Genomic DNA, 19,558 nt, shown 5'->3' on the forward strand with positions numbered 1-19,558 from the left:
TACAATACACAGTTATATAGACAGTCTCTGTGCTTTTGACATCTCATGCGCAACGGTAACAAAGGACTCATCCTCCACCTGTTCGATTAAGAAACTGTGTGCATCGTCCGTTTCCTCCGCCTCTTGTGCAGGCAGTGTAATGCCGCAGCAGCTTACCACGCATTTTCCAAGCGTATGAATGACATTGCCGCAAACGGGACATACATAAAAAACACTGCGAAGCATATTTCCCATTTTGTTCTGATTGGTCACATAATCCCCGCTCAATAGCTCTGCGACAGAAATATCCAGCGCTGCAGCCAGAGGCTCCAGGAGGCTGATATCGGGATAGCCTTTGCCTGTTTCCCATTTTGAGATGGTTTTGTCACTGACACCCAGAGTCTGCGCAAGACTTTTCTGGGTGATTTTTTTCTTTTCCCGGAGTTCACGGATTGCATTTCCGGTAATATAATGATCCATTTTTTTATCCTTTCAGCTGTACTTTACAGCGCGATATATTTTGGAAGTGCCGGCTTCCCTGTAAATCAAGGATAATGGATGACAGGATGGAATGCAACCTACGCTTCGTAGAGAATATATAAGAAAAGAAACAATATCTCTGTTTACGATTGGCTATTGGCTGTGCGGCCCTGCATTCAGGATAAACGCAACAGCCCAGGTACTTGCTCAGCTGATCCCTGACACGCCTTTTATCTGCACTCTATAAGAAATACATTTGAACTGTTACAAAAAAACAACAGTGCTGACAAATAAAACAACAAAAAAACACGGCTGAATATGCGGTATTTATTGACATTTTCCCTGGAAAGAACTATACTGAATCTGGAAAACCACAAAAATAAGGCGAAATATATGCCGAAAACAACATAAAACAACGATACACAGTAGATACAGTGCCTTTCGGAGCAGGAACCTCCTATATGTACAGCATGTACAGCCCCTGCCCCGGAAGAGAAATATGGAGGGAAAGCAGGGATGAGCAGTAAATTCAACAACAATCCTACGGCCAAGTCGGAACGCATTACCAGACTGGTTGAAAATCTGTACCGCAACATGCCGGAAATCGAACCGGCCAGGGCGGTGCTGCTGACGGAAAGCTACAAGGAAACGGAAGGGGAGCCGATTATCATGCGCAGGGCCAAAGCCTTCGCGCACATTCTGGCCAATATCCCCATTACCATAAGGGATGAGGAGCTGATCGTGGGAAGCTCCACGCTGGCGCCCAGGGGCTGCCAGACCTTTCCCGAATTTTCCTATGAATGGCTGGAAGCGGAATTCGACACAATAGAAAAAAGAAGCGCCGATCCCTTCTACATTTCAGAAGAAACGAAGAAGCAGCTGGCAGAGGTACATAAATACTGGAAGGGAAAAACCACCAGCGAACTGGCGCTTTCCTATATGGCGCCCGAAGCCGCCAGGGCGATTGAACATAATATTTTTACGCCGGGCAACTATTTTTATAATGGCGTGGGACATGTTACCGTGCAGTATGATAAGGTGCTGGAAATCGGTCTGGAAGGCATTATCAGGGAAGCGGCCGCCGAACTGGCAGGCTGCAGCGTGGGAGACGGAGATTATGCCAGAAGGCACTGCTTCCTGGAGGCTGTGATTATGAGCTGTGCAGCCGTAATCGGTTACGCGGGCCGCTATGCGGCGCTTGCCGCGAAAGAGGCGCAGGAGTGTACGGATACGGAAAGAAAGCAGGAGCTTTTACAGATAGCATCCAATTGTGAGAGGGTTCCCGCAAAGGGGGCGCGCAGCTTCCAGGAAGCCTGCCAGAGCTTCTGGTTCATCCAGCAGCTTTTACAGATGGAATCCAGCGGACACTCCATTTCTCCGGGACGCTTTGACCAGTACATGTATCCTTATTATAAAAAGGATTTGGACGAAGGCAGGATTACCAGGGATCAGGCTCAGGAACTGGTTGACTGCATCTGGGTGAAGCTGAATGACCTGAACAAGGCCAGAGACGCGGCCAGCGCAGAAGGCTTTGCGGGCTACAGCCTGTTCCAGAACCTGATTGTGGGAGGCCAGGATGAAGACGGCCGGGATGTGACCAACGATCTTTCCTTCCTGTGCATCTGGGCATCCGCCCATGTGTTCCTTCCCCAGCCGTCCCTGTCCGTCAGGGTTTGGAACTGCACGCCCCATGAGCTTCTTGTGGAGGCGGCCAGGCTGACAAGAACCGGAATCGGGCTTCCGGCCTACTATAATGACGAAGTGATCATCCCTTCCCTGATGAACAGGGGACTGACGCTGGAGGATGCCAGGACCTACAACATCATTGGCTGCGTGGAACCGCAGAAGGCGGGAAAAACAGAAGGCTGGCATGATGCGGCGTTCTTTAACATGTGCCGTCCGCTGGAGCTTGTTTTCTCCAACGGCAGGGATAAGGGAGAGCAGGTTGGCCTGCAGACAGGGGCCGTGGAGGATATGACCACCTTCGATCAGTTCTTTGACGCCTATAAGAAACAGATGGAGTACTGCATCAGCCTGCTGGTAAACGCGGACAATGCTATTGATACAGCCCATGCGGACCGCTGTCCGCTGCCGTTCCTTTCCAGCATGGTGGACGACTGCCTGAAGCGTGGAAAAACAGTACAGGAGGGCGGCGCTGTTTACAATTTCACAGGCCCTCAGGGCTTTGGGATTGCCAATGTGGCAGACTCCCTGTTTGCCATAAGAAAGCTGGTATTTGAAGAAAATAAGGTGACGCTTGCGGAATACAAGAGAGCGCTTGCCCTGAATTTTGGAAAGGGCTTTGACTCCATCACCGTTTCGGAGATGACCGGTGAAATTATCAAAGAGCTGCAGAAAGCGGGACAGAAGCCCAGCGAGGCTCAGGTTGCAGGCATTGTGAAGGGCATCGTGGACACTCAGCTTTCCGACAAAGACAGACAGCTGTGCGAAAAACTGTATGATATGATCGAAGAGGTTCCCAAATTCGGCAATGATCTGGAAGAGGTGGACTTGTTTGCCAGGGAAGTGGCTTATACCTACACCAGACCTTTACAGAATTACCGCAACCCGAGAGGCGGCACCTTCCAGGCGGGTCTGTATCCTGTATCCGCCAATGTGCCTCTGGGAGCGCAGACCGGCGCTACGCCCGACGGACGTCTGGCCCATACCCCGGTGGCGGATGGTGTTTCCCCAACCGCGGGCAAGGATGTGAACGGGCCGACGGCTACGGCCAATTCCGTTTCCAAGCTGGATCACGGCATTGCCTCCAACGGAACGCTCCTTAACCAGAAATTCCACCCCTCCGCCCTCAGCGGTGATGAAGGACTGAATAATTTCGTGGCTCTCATCCGTTCCTATTTTGACCAGAAGGGCAGCCATATGCAGTTCAATGTGGTGGATAAAAATACCCTGATTGACGCACAGAAGCACCCGGAGAATTACAAGCATCTGGTCGTGCGTGTGGCGGGCTACAGCGCCCTGTTTACCACGCTGTCACGCTCCCTTCAGGATGATATTATCCGCAGGACGGAGCAGGGCTTCTGAGAAAAGAAGAAAAGAGGAATAAACGATGGACTACCTGGACACAACAGGCCGGATTTTTGACATACAAAGATATTCCATCCATGACGGCAGGGGAATCCGCACCATTGTATTTTTAAAAGGCTGTGTACTTCGGTGCCGGTGGTGCTGCAATCCGGAATCCCAGGAATATGCGGTGCAGACCATGATGGTACAGGGTAAACCGAAAATCATCGGCGAAGATGTAACTGTCCGTCAGGTCATGGAAACCGTGGTAAAGGACCGGCCGTACTACAGACGTTCCGGCGGCGGCCTCACGCTTTCCGGCGGAGAAAGCCTCTGCCAGGCGGAATTTGCAGCGGCGCTGCTTCGGGCGGCCAAGGAAGAGGGAATCAACACAGCGATGGAAAGCATGGCCTGCGCTCCCATGGAAACCATAGAAAAGCTTTTGCCCTGGCTGGATCAGTATCTGATGGATATCAAGCATATCAACAGTGCAAAGCATAAGGAGTTTACCGGCAAGGGGAACGAACTGATGCTGGAAAACGCCAGGAAGGTGGCGCAGAGCGGCAAAACAGAGCTGATTATCCGCGTCCCCGTAATTCCCACCTTTAATGATACGGAGAGGGAAATTGAGGAAATCGCCCGGTTTTCAGATGCGCTTCCCGGCGTGAAGCGCATCCATCTCCTGCCTTACCACAGGCTGGGACAGGATAAATATGACGGACTGAACCGGGAATATCTCATGAAGGATATCCTGCCTCCCACCAATGAGCATATGGCGCAGCTGAAACGCACGGTGGAGCGCGTAAGCAGCCTGGAATGCCATATCGGCGGATGACGGAAGGAAAAATGGAGGCACGCAGTACATGAATTTTCAACAATATGATTCTGAAAAAAAACAGAGAATCGTGCAGGAGCTGGTTCCGGGAAAACAGATAACGCTTGCCCATATCATTGCCAATCCTGACGGTGAGCTGTACGAAAAGCTGGGACTGGACCCGAAGGTGGAGCTGAACCGGGCGGCCATCGGCATCATGACGGTAACCCCTGCGGAGACAGCGATTATCATGGCGGACATTGCCATCAAATCTTCCGGCGTGGATCTGGGCTTTGTGGACCGCTTCAGCGGCTCCCTCATTGTGACCGGCACGGTTTCCCAGGTGGAGGCATCCACCACGGCGATTCTGGAATATACGGAGAATAAGCTGGGCTATGAGGTCTGCAGCATAACAAGAACATGAAAAAAATAATACTTATCGGCAGGAGCGGCGCGGGAAAGACAACGCTGACACAGGCGCTGAAGGGCGAAGAAATCAAATATCATAAAACGCAGTATGTGAATTATTTTGAATGCATCATAGATACGCCCGGAGAATATGCCCAGACCCATGAGCTGGGTTACGCGCTGGCGCTCTATTCCTATGAAGCGGATGTGGTGGGACTTCTTCTGGCGGCCACGGAGCCCTATTCCCTGTATCCGCCCAACATAACCTGCATGGTGAACCGGGAAGTGGTGGGAATTGTAACCCAGATCAATGACCCGAAGGCGAACCCGGAGCGATCGGCCAGATGGCTGCGGCTGTCCGGCTGTAAAAAGATTTTTTTCGTGGATTCCAAGGCCGGAACCGGAGTTTCGGATATCCTGGATTATCTGAATGAGGAACAGACAGAAGAAATACATACAAACAACAAAAACAACAGCTGAAAAACCTATAAAAACAAATAAAAACCACAGGTAAAATGTTGACATGTGTTGTATTTAGGACTATAATGAACACGAGCTAACAAAGCGGACAGTCAGCATGTATGAAAAATGGAAAAGCAGGGCTTTTCCATACAAAATCCGCACAAAGTGCGAACATATTTTTTTTACGCCGCGGGAAGGCGGCAGAATGGAGGAAACAATGCAGAACGAGTACGAACTTAAGAAATTGATGTGCGACATCGGAAAGAGAATTTATGACCGTAATATGGTGGCTGCCAATGACGGCAATATTTCAGTAAAGCTGAACGACAATGAATTCCTTTGCACACCCACAGGTGTTTCCAAGGGCTTTATGACACCCGATTTTATCTGCAAGGTTGACGCGCAGGGCAATGTAATCCAGGCAAACAAGGGCTTCCGTCCTTCTTCCGAAATCAAGATGCATATGCGTGTTTACCAGAAGCGTCCCGATGTGGGAGCAGTAGTACATGCCCATCCTACCTTTGCAACCTCCTTTGCTATTGCAGGCATTCCGCTGACACAGCCCATCATGCCCGAAGCCGTTATCGCCTTGGGATGTGTTCCGATTGCTGAGTACGGTACGCCTTCCACGATGGAAATTCCTGATAATGTGGAGAAATATCTTCCTTACTATGATGCGGTTCTGCTGGAAAGCCACGGCGCCCTTACCTGGAGCACGGACCTGACCGCAGCTTATATGAAAATGGAATCCGTTGAATTCTATGCGGAGCTTCTTTACAAGTCCAAAATGCTGGGCGGCCCGAAGGAATTCGATAAGAACACCATTGAGAAGCTGTATGAAATCAGAAGAAAAATGGGCCTTCCCGGAAAACATCCGGCTGACCTGTGCCAGAATAAGGGCAAAAAGAACTGCCACAACTGCGGCAACGGCTGCGGTTCCGTATCCTCACCCGCGCCTGCTTCCAATGAAGTGAGCGAAGAAATGGTTGCTGAAATCGTAAAAAAGGTTATGGAGCAAATGAAATAATGGATGAAAATCTGATTGCAAGTACTGTCCGCAGGGTCCTTTCTGAAACCGGCAGCGCGGCGCACATGTCGCTGAAGCTGGCACAAGCGCTGGCGGCAAAGGTGGAGGAAAGAGCGGAAAGCCTTGGGATGCGCGTGGTTACGGCCATCGCCGACGAGGCCGGCCATCCGAAGCTTGTGCGCAGCATGGACGGGGCCTACATAGGAAGTCTGGATGTGGCTGTGAATAAAGCCTATACAAGCATAGCGTTCCAGATGTCCACAGCGGCGCTGGGAGAACTCAGCCAGCCGGGTGCCCCGCTTTATGGCATCCAGCATACCAACGGCGGCAGGATTGTGATTTTCGGCGGCGGAGAACCGCTTATGGTAAATGGTAAGATCATAGGAGCTCTGGGTGTCAGCGGCGGAACCGCCGAACAGGACACGGCCCTTGCGGCTTACGGAGCATCCATGTTAAAGGAGGTAATCTCGTGCCTGTAAATGAAAGTATGGTACAGGATATTGTGAAGGAAGTAGTTGCCAGGATGCAGCTCTCCGGAACGGCCCAGTCAGCGCAGCACGGTGTGTTCAATGATATGAACCAGGCCATCGAAGCTGCCAAAGAGGCGGAGAAAACAGTCCGCCGCATGACCATGGACCAGCGGGAACAGATCGTTTCCAATATCCGTAAGAAAACCCACGAAGCCGCGGAAATCCTTGCCCGTATGGGAGTGGAGGAAACCGGTATGGGCAATGTGGGCGATAAGATTCTGAAACATCATCTTCTGGCAGACAAAACGCCTGGTACGGAAGATATTACAACAACAGCCTGGTCGGGAGACAGAGGGCTTACCCTGATTGAAATGGGCCCCTTCGGCGTAATCGGCGCCATCACTCCCTGCACCAACCCCAGTGAAACCGTCCTGTGCAACAGCATAGGAATGATAGCCGCAGGGAATACGGTGGTATTCAACCCCCATCCCCAGGCCATCAGGACCTCCATTTTTGCCATCAATCTGGTAAATGAAGCTTCCCTGGAAGCTGGCGGCCCGGATAATGTGGCATGTACCGTGTTCAAGCCCACACTGGAAACCAGCAATATCATGATGAAGCATAAGGATATCCCGCTGATTGCCGCAACAGGCGGTCCCGGCGTGGTTACCGCAGTCCTTTCCTCAGGTAAAAGGGGAATCGGCGCAGGCGCAGGAAATCCTCCCGCGCTGGTGGACGAAACAGCCGATATCAGAAAAGCGGCGGCGGACATCGTGAATGGCTGTACCTTTGACAATAACCTTCCCTGCATTGCAGAAAAGGAAATCGTTGCTGTGGACAGCATCGCTGATGAGCTGATGAATTACATGATCAGCGAGCAGGGCTGCTATCTGATTTCCAAAGAGGAGCAGGATAAGCTGACGGCCACCGTCCTCACACCCAAGGGACTGAACCGCAAGTGCGTGGGCAGAGATGCCAGAACCCTTCTTTCCATGATTGGGATACAGGCGCCGGAGAACATCCGCTGCATCGTATTCGAAGGGGAAAAGGAGCATCCGCTGATTTCGGAGGAGCTGATGATGCCGATTCTGGGCCTGGTAAGGGCAAAGGATTTTGACGACGCTGTGGAGAAGGCTGTATGGCTGGAGCACGGCAACAGACATTCCGCCCATATCCATTCCAAGAATATAGACAACATCACCAAATATGCCAGAGCGATCGATACGGCTATTCTGGTTAAGAACGCACCTTCTTATGCGGCACTGGGCTTCGGCGGCGAAGGCTTCTGTACCTTTACCATCGCCAGCAGGACCGGGGAAGGACTTACCAGCACAAGCACCTTCACCAAGAGAAGAAGATGTGTAATGTCAGACAGCCTGTGCATACGATAGGAATCGTACGATAGAAGCCGTAGGATTGAAAATCGTATACGACAGGGCAGAAAGGGAAGGAAAAATGGACGTTAATGCAACGAATATAGAAGAAATCGTAAGACAGGTCCTCAACAGCATGGAAGGCAGACAGCCTGCGGCGAACAGCGGCGCAGGAAGCGCTCCTGCGGGAGCAATCCCGAAGACGGCGCATGTGGCCATGCTGACAAGCCTGGAGCATTACGATGTGAAGGAATTCCCCATCCCCGAAGTGGGAGACGACGATATTCTTGTAAAAGTGGAAGGCTGCGGTATCTGCGGAACCGATGCACACGAATTCAAGAAGGATCCCTTCGGACTGATTCCCGTGGCTTTGGGCCATGAAGGAACCGGCGAAATTGTCAAAATGGGAAAGAACGTTAAAAAAGACAGCGCAGGAAAAGACCTTAAGATAGGCGACAAGGTCGTAACCTGTATGATTTTCAAGGATAACCCGGATATCACCATGTATGACCTGAACAGACAGAACGTGGGCGGCGCCGATGTATACGGCCTGCTTCCGGACGATGATATCCATTTAAACGGCTGGTTTTCAGATTACCTGTTTATCCGCGGAGGCTCTACCGTGTTCAACGTAAGCGATCTGGATCTGTATTCCAGAATCCTCATTGAGCCCTGCGCCGTTCTCATCCACGCGGTGGAAAGAGCGAAATCCACAGGAATCCTCCGTTTTAACAGCAGAGTGGTAGTGCAGGGCTGCGGACCTATCGGCCTGATCTGCATCGCTATCCTGCGTACGATGGGAATCAATCACATTGTAGCGGTGGACGGAGAGGAAAAACGTCTGGAATTCGCAAAGGAAATGGGCGCATCCGATACGGTTAACTTCAAGGACCATAAGGGAATCGAAGCCCTTGCAGGCGCTGTGGAAGCCAAATTTGACGGACATCTGGCGGATTTTGCCTTCCAGTGTACCGGTTCTCCCATGGCACATGCCAATATTTATAAATTCATCCGCAACGGCGGCGGACTGTGCGAGCTTGGATTTTTCATTAACGGCGGCGACGCCACCATCAACCCGCACTTTGATATCTGCTCCAAGGAAATCACCATCGTAGGCTCCTGGGTATATACCCTTCGCGATTATGCCACCACCTTTGAGTTCTTAAAGAGCGCAAAGAAGGCGGGCATCCCCATCGAGAAGCTGATTACACATACTTTCCCGCTGGAGGAAATCAACGAAGCGCACAGGACTAACCTGGCGATGAGCGGCCTGAAGATAGCAATCATCAACAAGTAACGACAGGTAGGAGGCGAAGCCCATGGGGGAAGCCGTAGGAATTTTGGAAGTATTTGGTCTGGTATGCGCCTTTATGGCGGCGGATGCCGGATGTAAGGCAGGCAATGTGTGGCTGGAGCCTTTTGATAAGAACAAGCCGGCCAACGCCGACAGCCTTCCGGTGCCTCTTCTGGTTACCATCAAATTCAGGGGAAGCGTTTCCGATGTGGAAGCGGCGATGGAAGCGGGAGAACGCGTGGCCCGCAGCCTTACGGGAGTGGTGCAGAAGCATATCATCCCCAGGCCCACGGAGGATACGGAAAAAATGCTCAAGCTTTGCGCATTTGACAAGTCATAACCGGATTCAGTACAATAGACAATGAAGACTCAGGTAACTGTGAGAGGACAGAACAGTTACAAACTTTGAACAATTATTCAGTATAAGCGGAGGAAATTAAAAATGGCACAGGAAGCATTGGGAATGGTAGAAACAAGAGGTCTTACCGCAGCGATTGAAGCAGCGGATGCAATGACCAAATCTGCGGAAGTAAGACTTGTGGGAACAGAGAAAATCGGTTCCGGTCTGGTAACCGTTATGGTACGCGGCGATGTAGGAGCTGTAAAGGCTGCTGTGGAAAGCGGAACTGCAGCGGCAAGCAAGCTGGGCGAGCTGGTAGCGGCTCATGTAATCCCCAGGCCTCATACCGACGTGGAAAAAATTCTGCCTTCCATTTAACAATTAGGAGAGAATGTTCATGGGGAAATCATATGGCCTGATAGAAATAACAGGAGTGGTAGCGGCGATGGACGCCCTTGACATCATGTGCAAGTCCGCGGACGTAACCCTGTCAACCTGGGAGAGAAAACTGGGCGGAAGACTTGTAACCATCATAGTGGAAGGCGAAGTGGCGGCGGTTACGGCCGCTGTGGAGGCAGCCAGGACACAGGCGTTAAAGCCTCTGGCAGCTTTCGGCGTGATTGCCAACCCCCATGAAGAGATCGTCGGACTGGTGGAGCGCAGTGCAAGCCGCTTTAAGGACAGTGAGCCTTCCGATGAAAGCTATCTCCAGGAGGTTTAAAGCCTGGTTTAATGCCGCATCGGGCGGCATTGCCGTGTGAGCGGCAGCAAGGAGGAAGTCATGCCGGACAGCAATAAAGATAAGACAACACAATCCGAAACAGTCTCTGGCGGAGCTATCAAAACGGCCCGCAGGACAGCAGCAAAAACAGCACAGAAACCCGAAAAGGCACAGGTTAAAGAAGAGCCTGCAGTGAAAAAGGAGGAAAAAAGAATGTCACAGGAAGCATTGGGAATGGTGGAAACAAGAGGACTTGTTGCAGCAATTGAAGCAGCGGATGCAATGTGCAAAGCGGCTAACGTAGCGCTGGTAGGCACAGAGAAGATCGGTTCCGGACTGGTAACCGTTATGGTGCGCGGCGATGTAGGAGCCGTGAAGTCCGCAGTGGAAGCAGGCGCAAGCAGCGCAGGCAGACTGGGCGAATTAGTGGCTACCCATGTAATCCCCAGACCTCACACCGACGTTGAGATGATTCTGCCTAAGGTGAAATAAGATAGCGGTTCAGCCAACTGAGCTGCTGTAAACTAATTTTACCTGAAAGGCAGGAAATCAGTCCGGACAGGATTCTCTGTCCGGCCCGGTTTCCGGATTACGAAGAAAAGTGGGTGTGGCTGTGGAGACGAATCAAATTGAACTGATTACCAGAATGGTAATGGAAGCCATGGAAAAGAAAGAAAATGCCGGAAACGGCTATATGGTTCCCGTGGGCGTATCCGCCAGACATATACATCTTACCCAGGAGCATGTGGAAGCGCTCTTTGGTCCCGGATATCATCTGACCAAAAAAAAGGATCTGATGGGCGGCCAGTTTGCGGCAAACGAACAGGTTACCATAGTGGGCCTGAAGCTGCGGGCGATAGAAAACGTAAGGGTCCTGGGTCCGGTCAGGAAAGCCTCCCAGGTGGAGATTTCCGCGACAGATGCGATGAAGCTGGGCATTAAGGCTCCTCTGCGGGAGTCCGGAGATGTGGCGGGAAGCGCTGCGATTGCAGTCGTAGGCCCCAAAGGCGCCGTATATCTGGATGAAGGATGCATTGTTGCAAAGAGGCACATACATATGTCTCCCCGCGATGCACAGGCTGCCGGAGTAAAGGACGGCGACTATGTTTCCGTGAAAGCGGATAACGAAAGAGGAACTGTTTTTGACCATGTGAAGATCCGCGTGGACGACAGCTTCACGCTGGAAATGCATATTGACACGGATGAAGCCAACGCGAGTAAAATCGCTACCGGGGACACTGTGAAAATTATCTGAAGGTTCTCCCGGTATTCTTTCTTATTAAAAAGGATACCGGGAACTATGGAATAAGGGGAGCGCTATGATAGTAGGAAAGGTAACAGGAAGCATAGTTTCCACACGCAAAAGTGAGAAACTGATAGGCAATAAATTCATGATCGTTGAGCCCCTGGAATCCATGAAAAGTCATGCGGACCGACTGGTGGCTATTGATAATATCGGCGCGGGAATCGGCGAATATGTACTGGTAGCCCAGGGCAGCGCCGCAAGAATCGGCTGTGATATGCAGGACGCTCCTGTGGATGCGGCCATTGTTGGAATCATAGACGACGCAAGCCGGTTGGAATAAGTGGGGCAGGCTATGGATAGTAAGGAACTGAGCAAAATCATAAAGGATAACGGCATTGTCGGTGCAGGCGGCGCCGGCTTTCCGACTTATATGAAGATTGACGAAAGAGCGCAGACGATTCTGCTTAACTGCGCGGAATGTGAACCGCTGCTGAAGCTGCACAGACAGCTTTTGCAAAGGCATGCGGAAGAAATCCTGGAGACGTTCCAGCTGGTGGCTGACACCGTGGGCGCCGAAAGGGCGATTGTCGGAATTAAAGAAGAATATAAAGACACTGTGGCGGCCTTAAAGGAATGTATCCATAAATTTCCCAAGGTATCCCTTCATCTTCTGGACAGTGTATATCCCATGGGAGATGAAGTGGTGCTGATTTACGAGGCGACGGGAAAGGTGGTCAGGCCCGGTGGACTTCCCATAGAAGAAGGCATTGCTGTCTTCAATGTAGAGACCATGTATAATATCCACAAGGCGCTGGTGAAAAAAGAGCCGGTTGCCGATAAGCTGGTAACCATTGTGGGAGAGGTGGCGTCTCCTGTCACCATCAGAGTCCCTCTGGGGACCTCTTTGGAAAAATGTGTGGATTTTGCAGGAGGGGCTGTAATAAAGAACCCTGTATTCCTGGTAGGAGGCCCTATGATGGGCAATATCAGGGAGGCGGCTTTTCCGGTCACCAAAACCACCAATGCGGTGCTTGTGCTGTCTGAGGAGCATCCGTTGATCCAGAAGAAAAAACTGAATCCGGCCATTGGGCTGAAACGTGCGGCTTCCGCCTGCTGTCAGTGCCAGATGTGTACGGATTTATGCCCCAGGCATGCGCTGGGACACCCGATAGAGCCGCATAAATTCATGCGCGCTGCAGCGAACCGGGATTTCCGGGACGCCAATCCCTTTGTCAATACATACTTCTGCAGCTCCTGCGGGTTATGTGAACTGTATTCCTGCCCACAGGGCCTGTCGCCCAGAAGCCTTATGGCAGAATACAAGGCGGGGCTCAGAAATGCCGGAGTAAAGCCTCCGGCAGGTGTAATCCCCGCTCCCGTAAAGGAGTCCAGGGAATACCGCAAGGCGCCGGAGGAGAGGCTGGAGGCAAGGCTTGGACTTTCCGCCTATGACAGGGAAGCGCCCATTGATGATGAAGTGAAAAAGGTAAATACCGTTACAATTCTGCTCAGCCAGCATATCGGCGCTCCGGCCCGTCCGGTGGTTTCCGAGGGGGATATGGTAGCCAGAGGACAGATGATTGCATCCGCTGCGGACGGCCTGAGCGTACCCATTCATGCATCCATCAGCGGAAAAGTAATGAAAGCAGACAAAAACATGGTGGTTCTGGCAGCGGTTTAGACGTGCAGATGAGAGGTAGAAATAGATGAGCAAGGCAATAGGCATGATTGAATTTAAAACGGTTTCAGCAGGAATTACCGCTGCGGACGCGATGGTAAAGACCGCGGATGTGGAACTGCTGGAGGCACAGACGGTCTGTCCCGGAAAATACATTGCTTTAATTACCGGTTCCCTGAGCGCGGTGAACGCGGCTGTTGAGGCGGCACAAAAGACACGGCAGGAGGAGCTGATTGACAGCTTTGTCCTGGGGAATCCTCATGAAAGTATTTTCCCGGCCATCTACGGAACGACCCAGATAGAAAAGGTAAACGCCTTCGGCATTCTGGAAACCTATGATGCGGCATCCATAATCGTTGCTGCGGATGTGGCTGCCAAAACCGCAATTGTTGATCTGATCGAACTGCGGATCGCCAAGGGAATGTGCGGAAAATCCTATCTGATTCTTACCGGGGAGGTAGCGGCAGTGGAATCTGCAATTGAGAAGGCAAAACAATCTGTTGCAGGCAATGGAATGTACCTGGATTCCTCTGTGATTGCCCATCCGGATGAACAGATCTGCCGATCCATACTATAAAGAAAGGCTGGGTTTTTGGGGTTATGTTAGCGGTAGAGAGAAGAAATCTGATTCTTGAAAAGCTTCAGGAGGATAAGAAGGTTATTGTCAGCGAACTGAGTCAGGAATTCCAGGTATCGGAGGAAACCATACGCCGGGATCTGGATAAGCTGGATAAGGACGGCCTTGCCGTTAAGAGCTACGGCGGAGCGGTGCTCAATGAAAATACGAGTCTGGATATGCCCTTTAATATCCGGAAGAAAAACAATCCGGCGGGAAAACAGAAAATAGCCAAAATCGTGGAAACCCTGATAGAAGACGGAGATCATATCATCCTTGATCCCAGCACCACGGCGGTATTCATTGCCAAGGCGCTCAAGGCCAAGGAACGTCTTACCGTGATCACCAATTCCATAGAGGTTATCCTGGAACTGTCCGATGTTTCGGACTGGAATATCATCTCCTCCGGCGGAAGCCTGAAGGAAGGGTATCTGGCCCTGGTAGGCCCCCGTGCCATTGAAGGACTGGGTGCCTTCAACGTGGAGAAGGTGGTGCTTTCCTGTAAGGGGCTGGACATGGAAAAAGGAATTACCGATGGTAATGAACTTTTTTCCCAGGCAAAGCAGACCATGCTCAAATCCGCGAAGCAGTGTATTCTTGCGGTGGATCACACCAAGTTCGGAAGAGTTGCTTTTTCCAAAATCTGTGACATCAACCACGTTCAGGTGGTAGTCACCGATGAAAAGCCCTCCGATGTGTGGCTGGAAACCTTTGAACGTTCCGGCATTACCTGCCTGTATCCTGAGAATTGACAGCTTCATGGGCAAGGCGGTAGGCGCGCGGCGTCATGCCGAACTGCTCCCGGAAAATCCGATGAAAATAACTTGTGTTGTCATATCCCACAGACGCAATAATTTCCTCCACGGGAAGTGTTGTTGTGGTAAGCAGAAAGGCTGACTGGTTCAGCCTTTTTGTCTGCAGTAAATTCTTAAAGGTCTTTCCTGTCATCCGGCGGATCAGCCGGCTCAGATAATAGGCAGGTTCACAAAGACGGACGGACAGCTCCTCCAGCGCAGCCGTCTTATAATTTTCCTCGATATATTTCATGGCCGTAAATACTATATTCTGCTCATGCTGCCCGGGATCATCCTGGTTGATCTTGTCCGTATGGTTCAAAAGCTGCAGGAAAAGAAGCCCCATGGTCGTCTGATTGATATTCCTCCGGTTAGGCTGCCTGTTCACCAAAGACCAGATAAGATTTTCCACCAGGTTCTGAATGGGCAGCACCTCGCTCACATGGAAATGCAGGTAATCGGTAAAGCTGCGATCCTTTTTCAGGGAACCCACCAGAAATTCCCGCAGCTCGCTGCGCTCATCCATCATGAGAAAAGCCCGGTCAAAAAACTCAGGCAGAACAATGAAATTCACTGCAATATCGTCCTCCCCCGCCGGAAGAATTTCCTGCGCGGCGTTCTGGTTCAGGAACAGCAAATCCCCCGTATCCAATACGACACGCGTCGATTCATTAATTATATGGGTCGTCGTCCCGCTGCACATGTAAATAATTTCGATATAATTATGACGGTGCTTCGGAAAACGCACAAACCGCGTATGCGGCCTGATATCGATCAGCTTCCCCGCATCCAGCATCTGCCTGCTGTCCACAATAAAATCATCGTCCGCGGTGTAAATGCTCTTCTCCACCCGGGCCTCCCCGTCCAATATCTTCCTTTCCTCCGGCGAAATCACCCTCAGCTTATCAAGCAGCTCCTGATTCATCTGTTTCCCCTTCCGGTCCCGTCCCGGACCGCCTGTTTTCTCTTAAAAGCCTGTCCCTGCGCCTGCTGCAGCATATCCGCTTTGCGGTATATTGGCCTCCGGCGGAGTTTAGTACCATGTTTTCTGCGGTGGCTGCAGAAACCGGAATGCACATATGGAAAGTCAGTCGCATCGACTTTCCATGGTATAATGTCAGCTATGCTGACATTATACCATTTCTGCCATCTTGCCGTCAAAAGGGATATATCTCATGTGATTGGTGGGTAACTGTGAAGAGGCTGAACAGTTACATTAGTGGAGTAACACCTGCAGTTATTTTCGGAATTTCCCGGAGGAGGATCAGGCACTGATTTATGGTATTGTAGGAGGGACTCCTCAATATCTGCTGCAAATAAACGATCGCCTGAGCGTTGAGGAGAACATTAAGAATACATTTCTGAATCCCACTTCCTCAATGTTTGAGGAGCCGGAAAAATAATTGAATCTTGCCGGATGAAATCAAGGCAGAGTATATTTAAAAGCAGCAGGAGCAAAAAAGATAAAATTATTTTTTACTCCTGTTTCTTTAAAATAGGAGTGCAAATAAGGACGGTAAATTTGCAATTGCCGTCCTAAAAAAATAAGCGCCGCAGAGGTATAATAGTAGCAGTGAAATCGGGACGAAAGAAGGTAAAATTATGGCAGAGTACTATCTTGCTGTGGATATAGGCGCCTCCAGCGGCCGCCATATCCTGGGACACCTGGAAGACGGCAGAATCGTATTGGAGGAGGTATACCGTTTTGAAAACGGCATGGAGAAAAAGGACGGCCATCTGTGCTGGAATCTTCCCCGCCTTTTCCACGAAATCAAGGAAGGCCTGAAGGCCTGCAGGGCGGCCGGGAAAATCCCCAAATCCATGGGCATTGACACCTGGGCCGTGGATTATGTCCTTCTGGACGGGGAGGACAGGATCCTGGGAAACACCTATGGCTACCGGGACGGCAGAACCAAAGGCATGGACAAAGAGGTATATAAAATCATACCGGAGGACGCCCTGTATGCCAGGACGGGAATCCAGAAACAGATGTTCAATACCATTTACCAGCTGATGGCGGTGAAAACCCAGGAGCCGGAGAATATGGAAAAAGCGGAGTGGCTGCTGATGCTTCCTGATTATTTCCATTTTCTGCTCACGGGCAATAAGCTGTCCGAGTACACCAACGCCACCTCCACACAGCTGGTCAGCCCGGAAACAAAGCAATGGGACTATGAGCTGATTGAACGGCTGGGCTATAAGCCCTCTGTTTTCCGGCCGCTGCATATGCCGGGAACCGTGGTGGGACCTTTTTCCAAAGAGGTGGAAGAGGAAGTGGGCTTTACCTGCGAAGTGGTGATGCCTGCAACGCACGATACGGCATCCGCGGTTATTTCCGTACCCGCGCTTACCGATGACTGCCTGTACATAAGCTCCGGGACCTGGTCGCTGATGGGAATTGAAAATGACAAGGCAATCTGTTCCCCGGAAAGCAGGGAAAGAAACTTTACCAACGAAGGCGGATATGAGTACCGTTTCCGTTATCTGAAAAATATCATGGGGCTGTGGATGATCCAGTCCGTGCGCCATGAGCTGGGGGACAAATATTCCTTTGCACAGCTGTGTGATATGGCGGAGGCAGAAAGCGATTTTCCTTCCCGCGTGGATGTGAATGACGACGCTTTTCTGGCGCCCGACAATATGACGGAGGCCATTAAGGCTTATTGCAGAAAGCATGGATGGAGAGAGCCGGAGACAACCGGACAGATTGCAGCCGTTATTTATCAGAGCCTGGCGGAAAGCTATGCGGAAACCGTCAGGGAAATCGAAGCGCTCACAGGGAGAACCTTCCCGGCCATCAATATTGTGGGCGGCGGATCCAATGCGGCATATCTGAACCAGCTGACTGCGGATAAATCCGGAAGATGCGTTTACGCAGGCCCGGGAGAGGCGACAGCTATCGGCAACCTGGCGGTACAGATGCTGAAGGACGGAAAATTTGAGGGACTTGCCCAGGTGCGCGCCTGCATTTACGATTCCTTCGGTGTGAAAAAATATGAAGCGAGGTAAAGATTCATACCCATCTGAACTGTTACCCAATTACATCATCAGTCGAAAACGTGTGAAACGCACGTCGTCCCATGGGACGGAAAGGAGATAATTATGAACGTAAAAGAAAGATATGAATCCGCAAAGGAAATTTATGCGGCGATTGGCGTGGACACCGACAAGGCGGTGGAAACCCTGGAAAACATTGCGATTTCCATGCACTGCTGGCAGGGCGACGATGTTACCGGCTTTGATCAGAAGGGACCTCTTACCGGAGGAATCCAGACTACCGGAAACTATCCCGGAAAGGCAAGGACACCGGAAGAACTGATGGCAGATATTGATAAGGTATTCAGCCTCGTGCCCGGAAAGCATAAACTGAACCTGCATGCAAGCTATGCTATTTTTGAAGATGGTGAATTTGCGGACAGAGACAAAATCGAGCCGAAGCATTTCAAAAAATGGGTTGATTTTGCGAAGGAAAAAGGAATCGGCCTTGATTTCAACCCCACCTTCTTCTCCCACAGCAAGGTAGTGGACGGCCTGACCCTTTCCAGCCCGATCGATGAAGTTCGCAATTTCTGGATTGAGCATGGAAAAGCCTGCATCCGCATTTCCCAGTATTTTGCAGAAGAGCTGGGAATCCCCTGCGCAATGAACATCTGGATTCCGGACGGCTATAAAGACATTCCCGCCGACAGGCTGGGGCCCAGGGCGAGATTCAAAGATTCCCTGGATCAGATCCTTTCCATCCCTTACGATAAAACCAAGGTTCTTGTGTGCCTGGAATCCAAGGTATTCGGCATCGGCCTGGAATCCTACACTGTGGGATCCAGTGAATTTACCGTCAATTATGCGGCAAACAACGGCATTATCAGCCTTATGGACAACGGACATTATCATCCCACAGAGATGGTATCCGATAAAATTTCCTCCATGCTCCTGTTCAATGACAAGATTGCGCTTCATGTAACAAGGCCGGTACGCTGGGACAGCGACCATGTAGTTCTTTTTGATGATGAAACAAGAGAAATTGCAAAGGAAATCGTAAGAAACGACGCCATTGACCGCGTGCTTCTTGCCCTTGATTTCTTTGATGCCAGCATCAACCGTATTTCCGCGTGGACCGTTGGTATGAGAAATATGCAGAAGGCCCTTCTTTACGCCCTGGTTTCTCCCAACAAGCGTTTTAAGGAGCTGCAGGATACCAACCAGTTTACAGAACTGATGGCAATGCAGGAAGAAATGAAAACCTATCCCTTCGGTGATGTGTGGGATTACTTCTGTGAGAAAAACAATGTTCCTGTCAAGGGAGATTGGTTCAGGGAAGTAATGAAATATGAAGAAGAGGTTCTTTCCAAAAGAGCGTAGTTGCAATAACACCGGAAAACGTCAGGGCAAAATTGTAATTGCCGGTCATTCTGGCCCGTCCGGACTGTTACAGATTGACGGGGAATCAGAAAAAAGGCCGGAAAAACCGGCAGGTCATAAAATTTGACAAAATAGGACAGGCATGATATGATTTCCACGTAAAGGCCGGTTAAGCCCGGCGGGAAAAAGTACATATTTTTCAGGGGAGCTTGTGGAGCAGGCTGAGAGGAAGTAATCCAACTTCGACCCTTAAACCTGATTTGGGTAATGCCAACGTAGGAAGAAGTTGCACAGCTTACATGATATGAAAGCGGAGTATACCGATCCTGGTATGCTCCGTTTTTTTAGTGAGCGTCCGCCAAAAGCCGCATTTTCTTTTGCTGCAATTCCTGTTTCCTGCATTCGCACTGCCGCACAGGCCCTGAAAAGAAAGAGAAAAACTGTGAAGGAAGTAAACGGTCAGGAGGAAA

At 50.8% G+C, this 19,558-nt stretch carries 21 protein-coding genes and 1 riboswitch; of the genes, 19 read left to right on the forward strand and 2 right to left on the reverse strand.

The window, feature by feature from the left end:
* Positions 1–12: 12 nt before the first annotated feature.
* On the reverse strand, positions 13–459 hold the full coding sequence (locus tag HMPREF1548_RS11360) for a helix-turn-helix domain-containing protein (protein WP_021636239.1): 447 nt from the start codon (positions 457–459) through the stop codon (positions 13–15).
* Between the two features lie 516 nt (positions 460–975).
* Here HMPREF1548_RS11360 and HMPREF1548_RS11365 point away from each other — a divergent pair.
* The 17 genes from HMPREF1548_RS11365 (at position 976) to HMPREF1548_RS11445 (ending at position 14,687) form a co-directional block, all read left to right on the forward strand.
* Complete coding sequence (locus tag HMPREF1548_RS11365) at positions 976–3,504, forward strand: glycyl radical protein (protein WP_021636242.1); 2,529 nt, start codon at positions 976–978, stop codon at positions 3,502–3,504.
* 25 nt (positions 3,505–3,529) lie between these two features.
* Positions 3,530–4,321, forward strand: coding sequence for a glycyl-radical enzyme activating protein (locus tag HMPREF1548_RS11370; protein ID WP_021636243.1), 792 nt, complete (start codon positions 3,530–3,532; stop codon positions 4,319–4,321).
* Positions 4,322–4,349: 28 nt separating this feature from the next.
* Positions 4,350–4,724 carry a BMC domain-containing protein gene (locus HMPREF1548_RS11375; RefSeq protein ID WP_021636244.1) on the forward strand — a complete coding sequence of 125 codons (375 nt, stop codon included), beginning with the start codon at positions 4,350–4,352 and terminating at the stop codon, positions 4,722–4,724.
* Positions 4,721–5,188, forward strand: a complete 468-nt coding sequence (locus HMPREF1548_RS11380; RefSeq protein WP_021636245.1) for a EutP/PduV family microcompartment system protein — start codon at positions 4,721–4,723, stop codon at positions 5,186–5,188. Before HMPREF1548_RS11375 ends, HMPREF1548_RS11380 begins: the two co-directional genes overlap by 4 nt.
* A 187-nt stretch (positions 5,189–5,375) precedes the next feature.
* On the forward strand, positions 5,376–6,197 hold the full coding sequence (locus tag HMPREF1548_RS11385; protein ID WP_330406296.1) for a class II aldolase/adducin family protein: 822 nt from the start codon (positions 5,376–5,378) through the stop codon (positions 6,195–6,197).
* Positions 6,197–6,676, forward strand: coding sequence for a GlcG/HbpS family heme-binding protein (locus HMPREF1548_RS11390; RefSeq protein ID WP_021636247.1), 480 nt, complete (start codon positions 6,197–6,199; stop codon positions 6,674–6,676). Before HMPREF1548_RS11385 ends, HMPREF1548_RS11390 begins: the two co-directional genes overlap by 1 nt.
* A complete protein-coding gene (locus HMPREF1548_RS11395) occupies positions 6,667–8,058 on the forward strand; it encodes an aldehyde dehydrogenase family protein (protein ID WP_025490266.1) in 1,392 nt (463 codons plus the stop codon). Before HMPREF1548_RS11390 ends, HMPREF1548_RS11395 begins: the two co-directional genes overlap by 10 nt.
* 64 nt (positions 8,059–8,122) lie before the next feature.
* Positions 8,123–9,337 carry a zinc-dependent alcohol dehydrogenase gene (locus HMPREF1548_RS11400; protein WP_025490265.1) on the forward strand — a complete coding sequence of 405 codons (1,215 nt, stop codon included), beginning with the start codon at positions 8,123–8,125 and terminating at the stop codon, positions 9,335–9,337.
* A gap of 22 nt (positions 9,338–9,359) precedes the next feature.
* On the forward strand, positions 9,360–9,674 hold the full coding sequence (locus tag HMPREF1548_RS11405) for a BMC domain-containing protein (protein WP_021636250.1): 315 nt from the start codon (positions 9,360–9,362) through the stop codon (positions 9,672–9,674).
* A 102-nt stretch (positions 9,675–9,776) separates the two neighbouring features.
* Positions 9,777–10,052: a propanediol utilization microcompartment protein PduA gene (gene pduA, locus HMPREF1548_RS11410; RefSeq protein ID WP_021636251.1), complete on the forward strand. Its 276-nt coding sequence runs from the start codon at positions 9,777–9,779 to the stop codon at positions 10,050–10,052.
* Between the two features lie 19 nt (positions 10,053–10,071).
* The gene (locus HMPREF1548_RS11415; protein ID WP_035321868.1) at positions 10,072–10,395 is read left to right on the forward strand and encodes a BMC domain-containing protein; all 324 of its coding nucleotides are present in this window, start codon (positions 10,072–10,074) and stop codon (positions 10,393–10,395) included.
* Between the two features lie 213 nt (positions 10,396–10,608).
* Positions 10,609–10,887, forward strand: coding sequence for a BMC domain-containing protein (locus tag HMPREF1548_RS29455; RefSeq protein ID WP_025483876.1), 279 nt, complete (start codon positions 10,609–10,611; stop codon positions 10,885–10,887).
* A 154-nt stretch (positions 10,888–11,041) separates the two neighbouring features.
* Positions 11,042–11,650 (forward strand): phosphate propanoyltransferase, encoded by a 609-nt coding sequence (pduL, locus tag HMPREF1548_RS11425; RefSeq protein ID WP_154466406.1) that lies wholly within the window; start codon positions 11,042–11,044, stop codon positions 11,648–11,650.
* 64 nt (positions 11,651–11,714) lie between these two features.
* Positions 11,715–11,981, forward strand: coding sequence for a EutN/CcmL family microcompartment protein (locus HMPREF1548_RS11430; protein WP_021636255.1), 267 nt, complete (start codon positions 11,715–11,717; stop codon positions 11,979–11,981).
* 12 nt (positions 11,982–11,993) lie between these two features.
* Positions 11,994–13,322: a 4Fe-4S dicluster domain-containing protein gene (locus HMPREF1548_RS11435; protein ID WP_035321885.1), complete on the forward strand. Its 1,329-nt coding sequence runs from the start codon at positions 11,994–11,996 to the stop codon at positions 13,320–13,322.
* A gap of 25 nt (positions 13,323–13,347) precedes the next feature.
* On the forward strand, positions 13,348–13,896 hold the full coding sequence (locus HMPREF1548_RS11440) for a BMC domain-containing protein (RefSeq protein ID WP_021636257.1): 549 nt from the start codon (positions 13,348–13,350) through the stop codon (positions 13,894–13,896).
* Between the two features lie 23 nt (positions 13,897–13,919).
* On the forward strand, positions 13,920–14,687 hold the full coding sequence (locus HMPREF1548_RS11445; protein ID WP_021636258.1) for a DeoR/GlpR family DNA-binding transcription regulator: 768 nt from the start codon (positions 13,920–13,922) through the stop codon (positions 14,685–14,687).
* On the opposite strand, the gene HMPREF1548_RS11450 is transcribed toward HMPREF1548_RS11445, so the two are convergent.
* The gene (locus HMPREF1548_RS11450) at positions 14,662–15,654 is read right to left on the reverse strand and encodes an AraC family transcriptional regulator (RefSeq protein WP_021636259.1); all 993 of its coding nucleotides are present in this window, start codon (positions 15,652–15,654) and stop codon (positions 14,662–14,664) included. The two genes, HMPREF1548_RS11445 and HMPREF1548_RS11450, sit on opposite strands and share 26 nt — an antisense overlap.
* 677 nt (positions 15,655–16,331) lie before the next feature.
* Between HMPREF1548_RS11450 and rhaB the strand changes: the two genes are divergently transcribed.
* On the forward strand, positions 16,332–17,738 hold the full coding sequence (gene rhaB / locus HMPREF1548_RS11455; protein WP_021636262.1) for a rhamnulokinase: 1,407 nt from the start codon (positions 16,332–16,334) through the stop codon (positions 17,736–17,738).
* Positions 17,739–17,831: 93 nt separating this feature from the next.
* Positions 17,832–19,088 carry an L-rhamnose isomerase gene (locus HMPREF1548_RS11460; protein ID WP_021636263.1) on the forward strand — a complete coding sequence of 419 codons (1,257 nt, stop codon included), beginning with the start codon at positions 17,832–17,834 and terminating at the stop codon, positions 19,086–19,088.
* Between the two features lie 191 nt (positions 19,089–19,279).
* Positions 19,280–19,387, forward strand: a riboswitch (TPP riboswitch).
* The last annotated feature ends 171 nt before the right edge of the window (positions 19,388–19,558 follow it).

It is taken from the genome of Clostridium sp. KLE 1755, from assembly GCF_000466465.2.
In the GTDB taxonomy this organism is placed as follows: domain Bacteria; phylum Bacillota; class Clostridia; order Lachnospirales; family Lachnospiraceae; genus Eisenbergiella; species Eisenbergiella porci.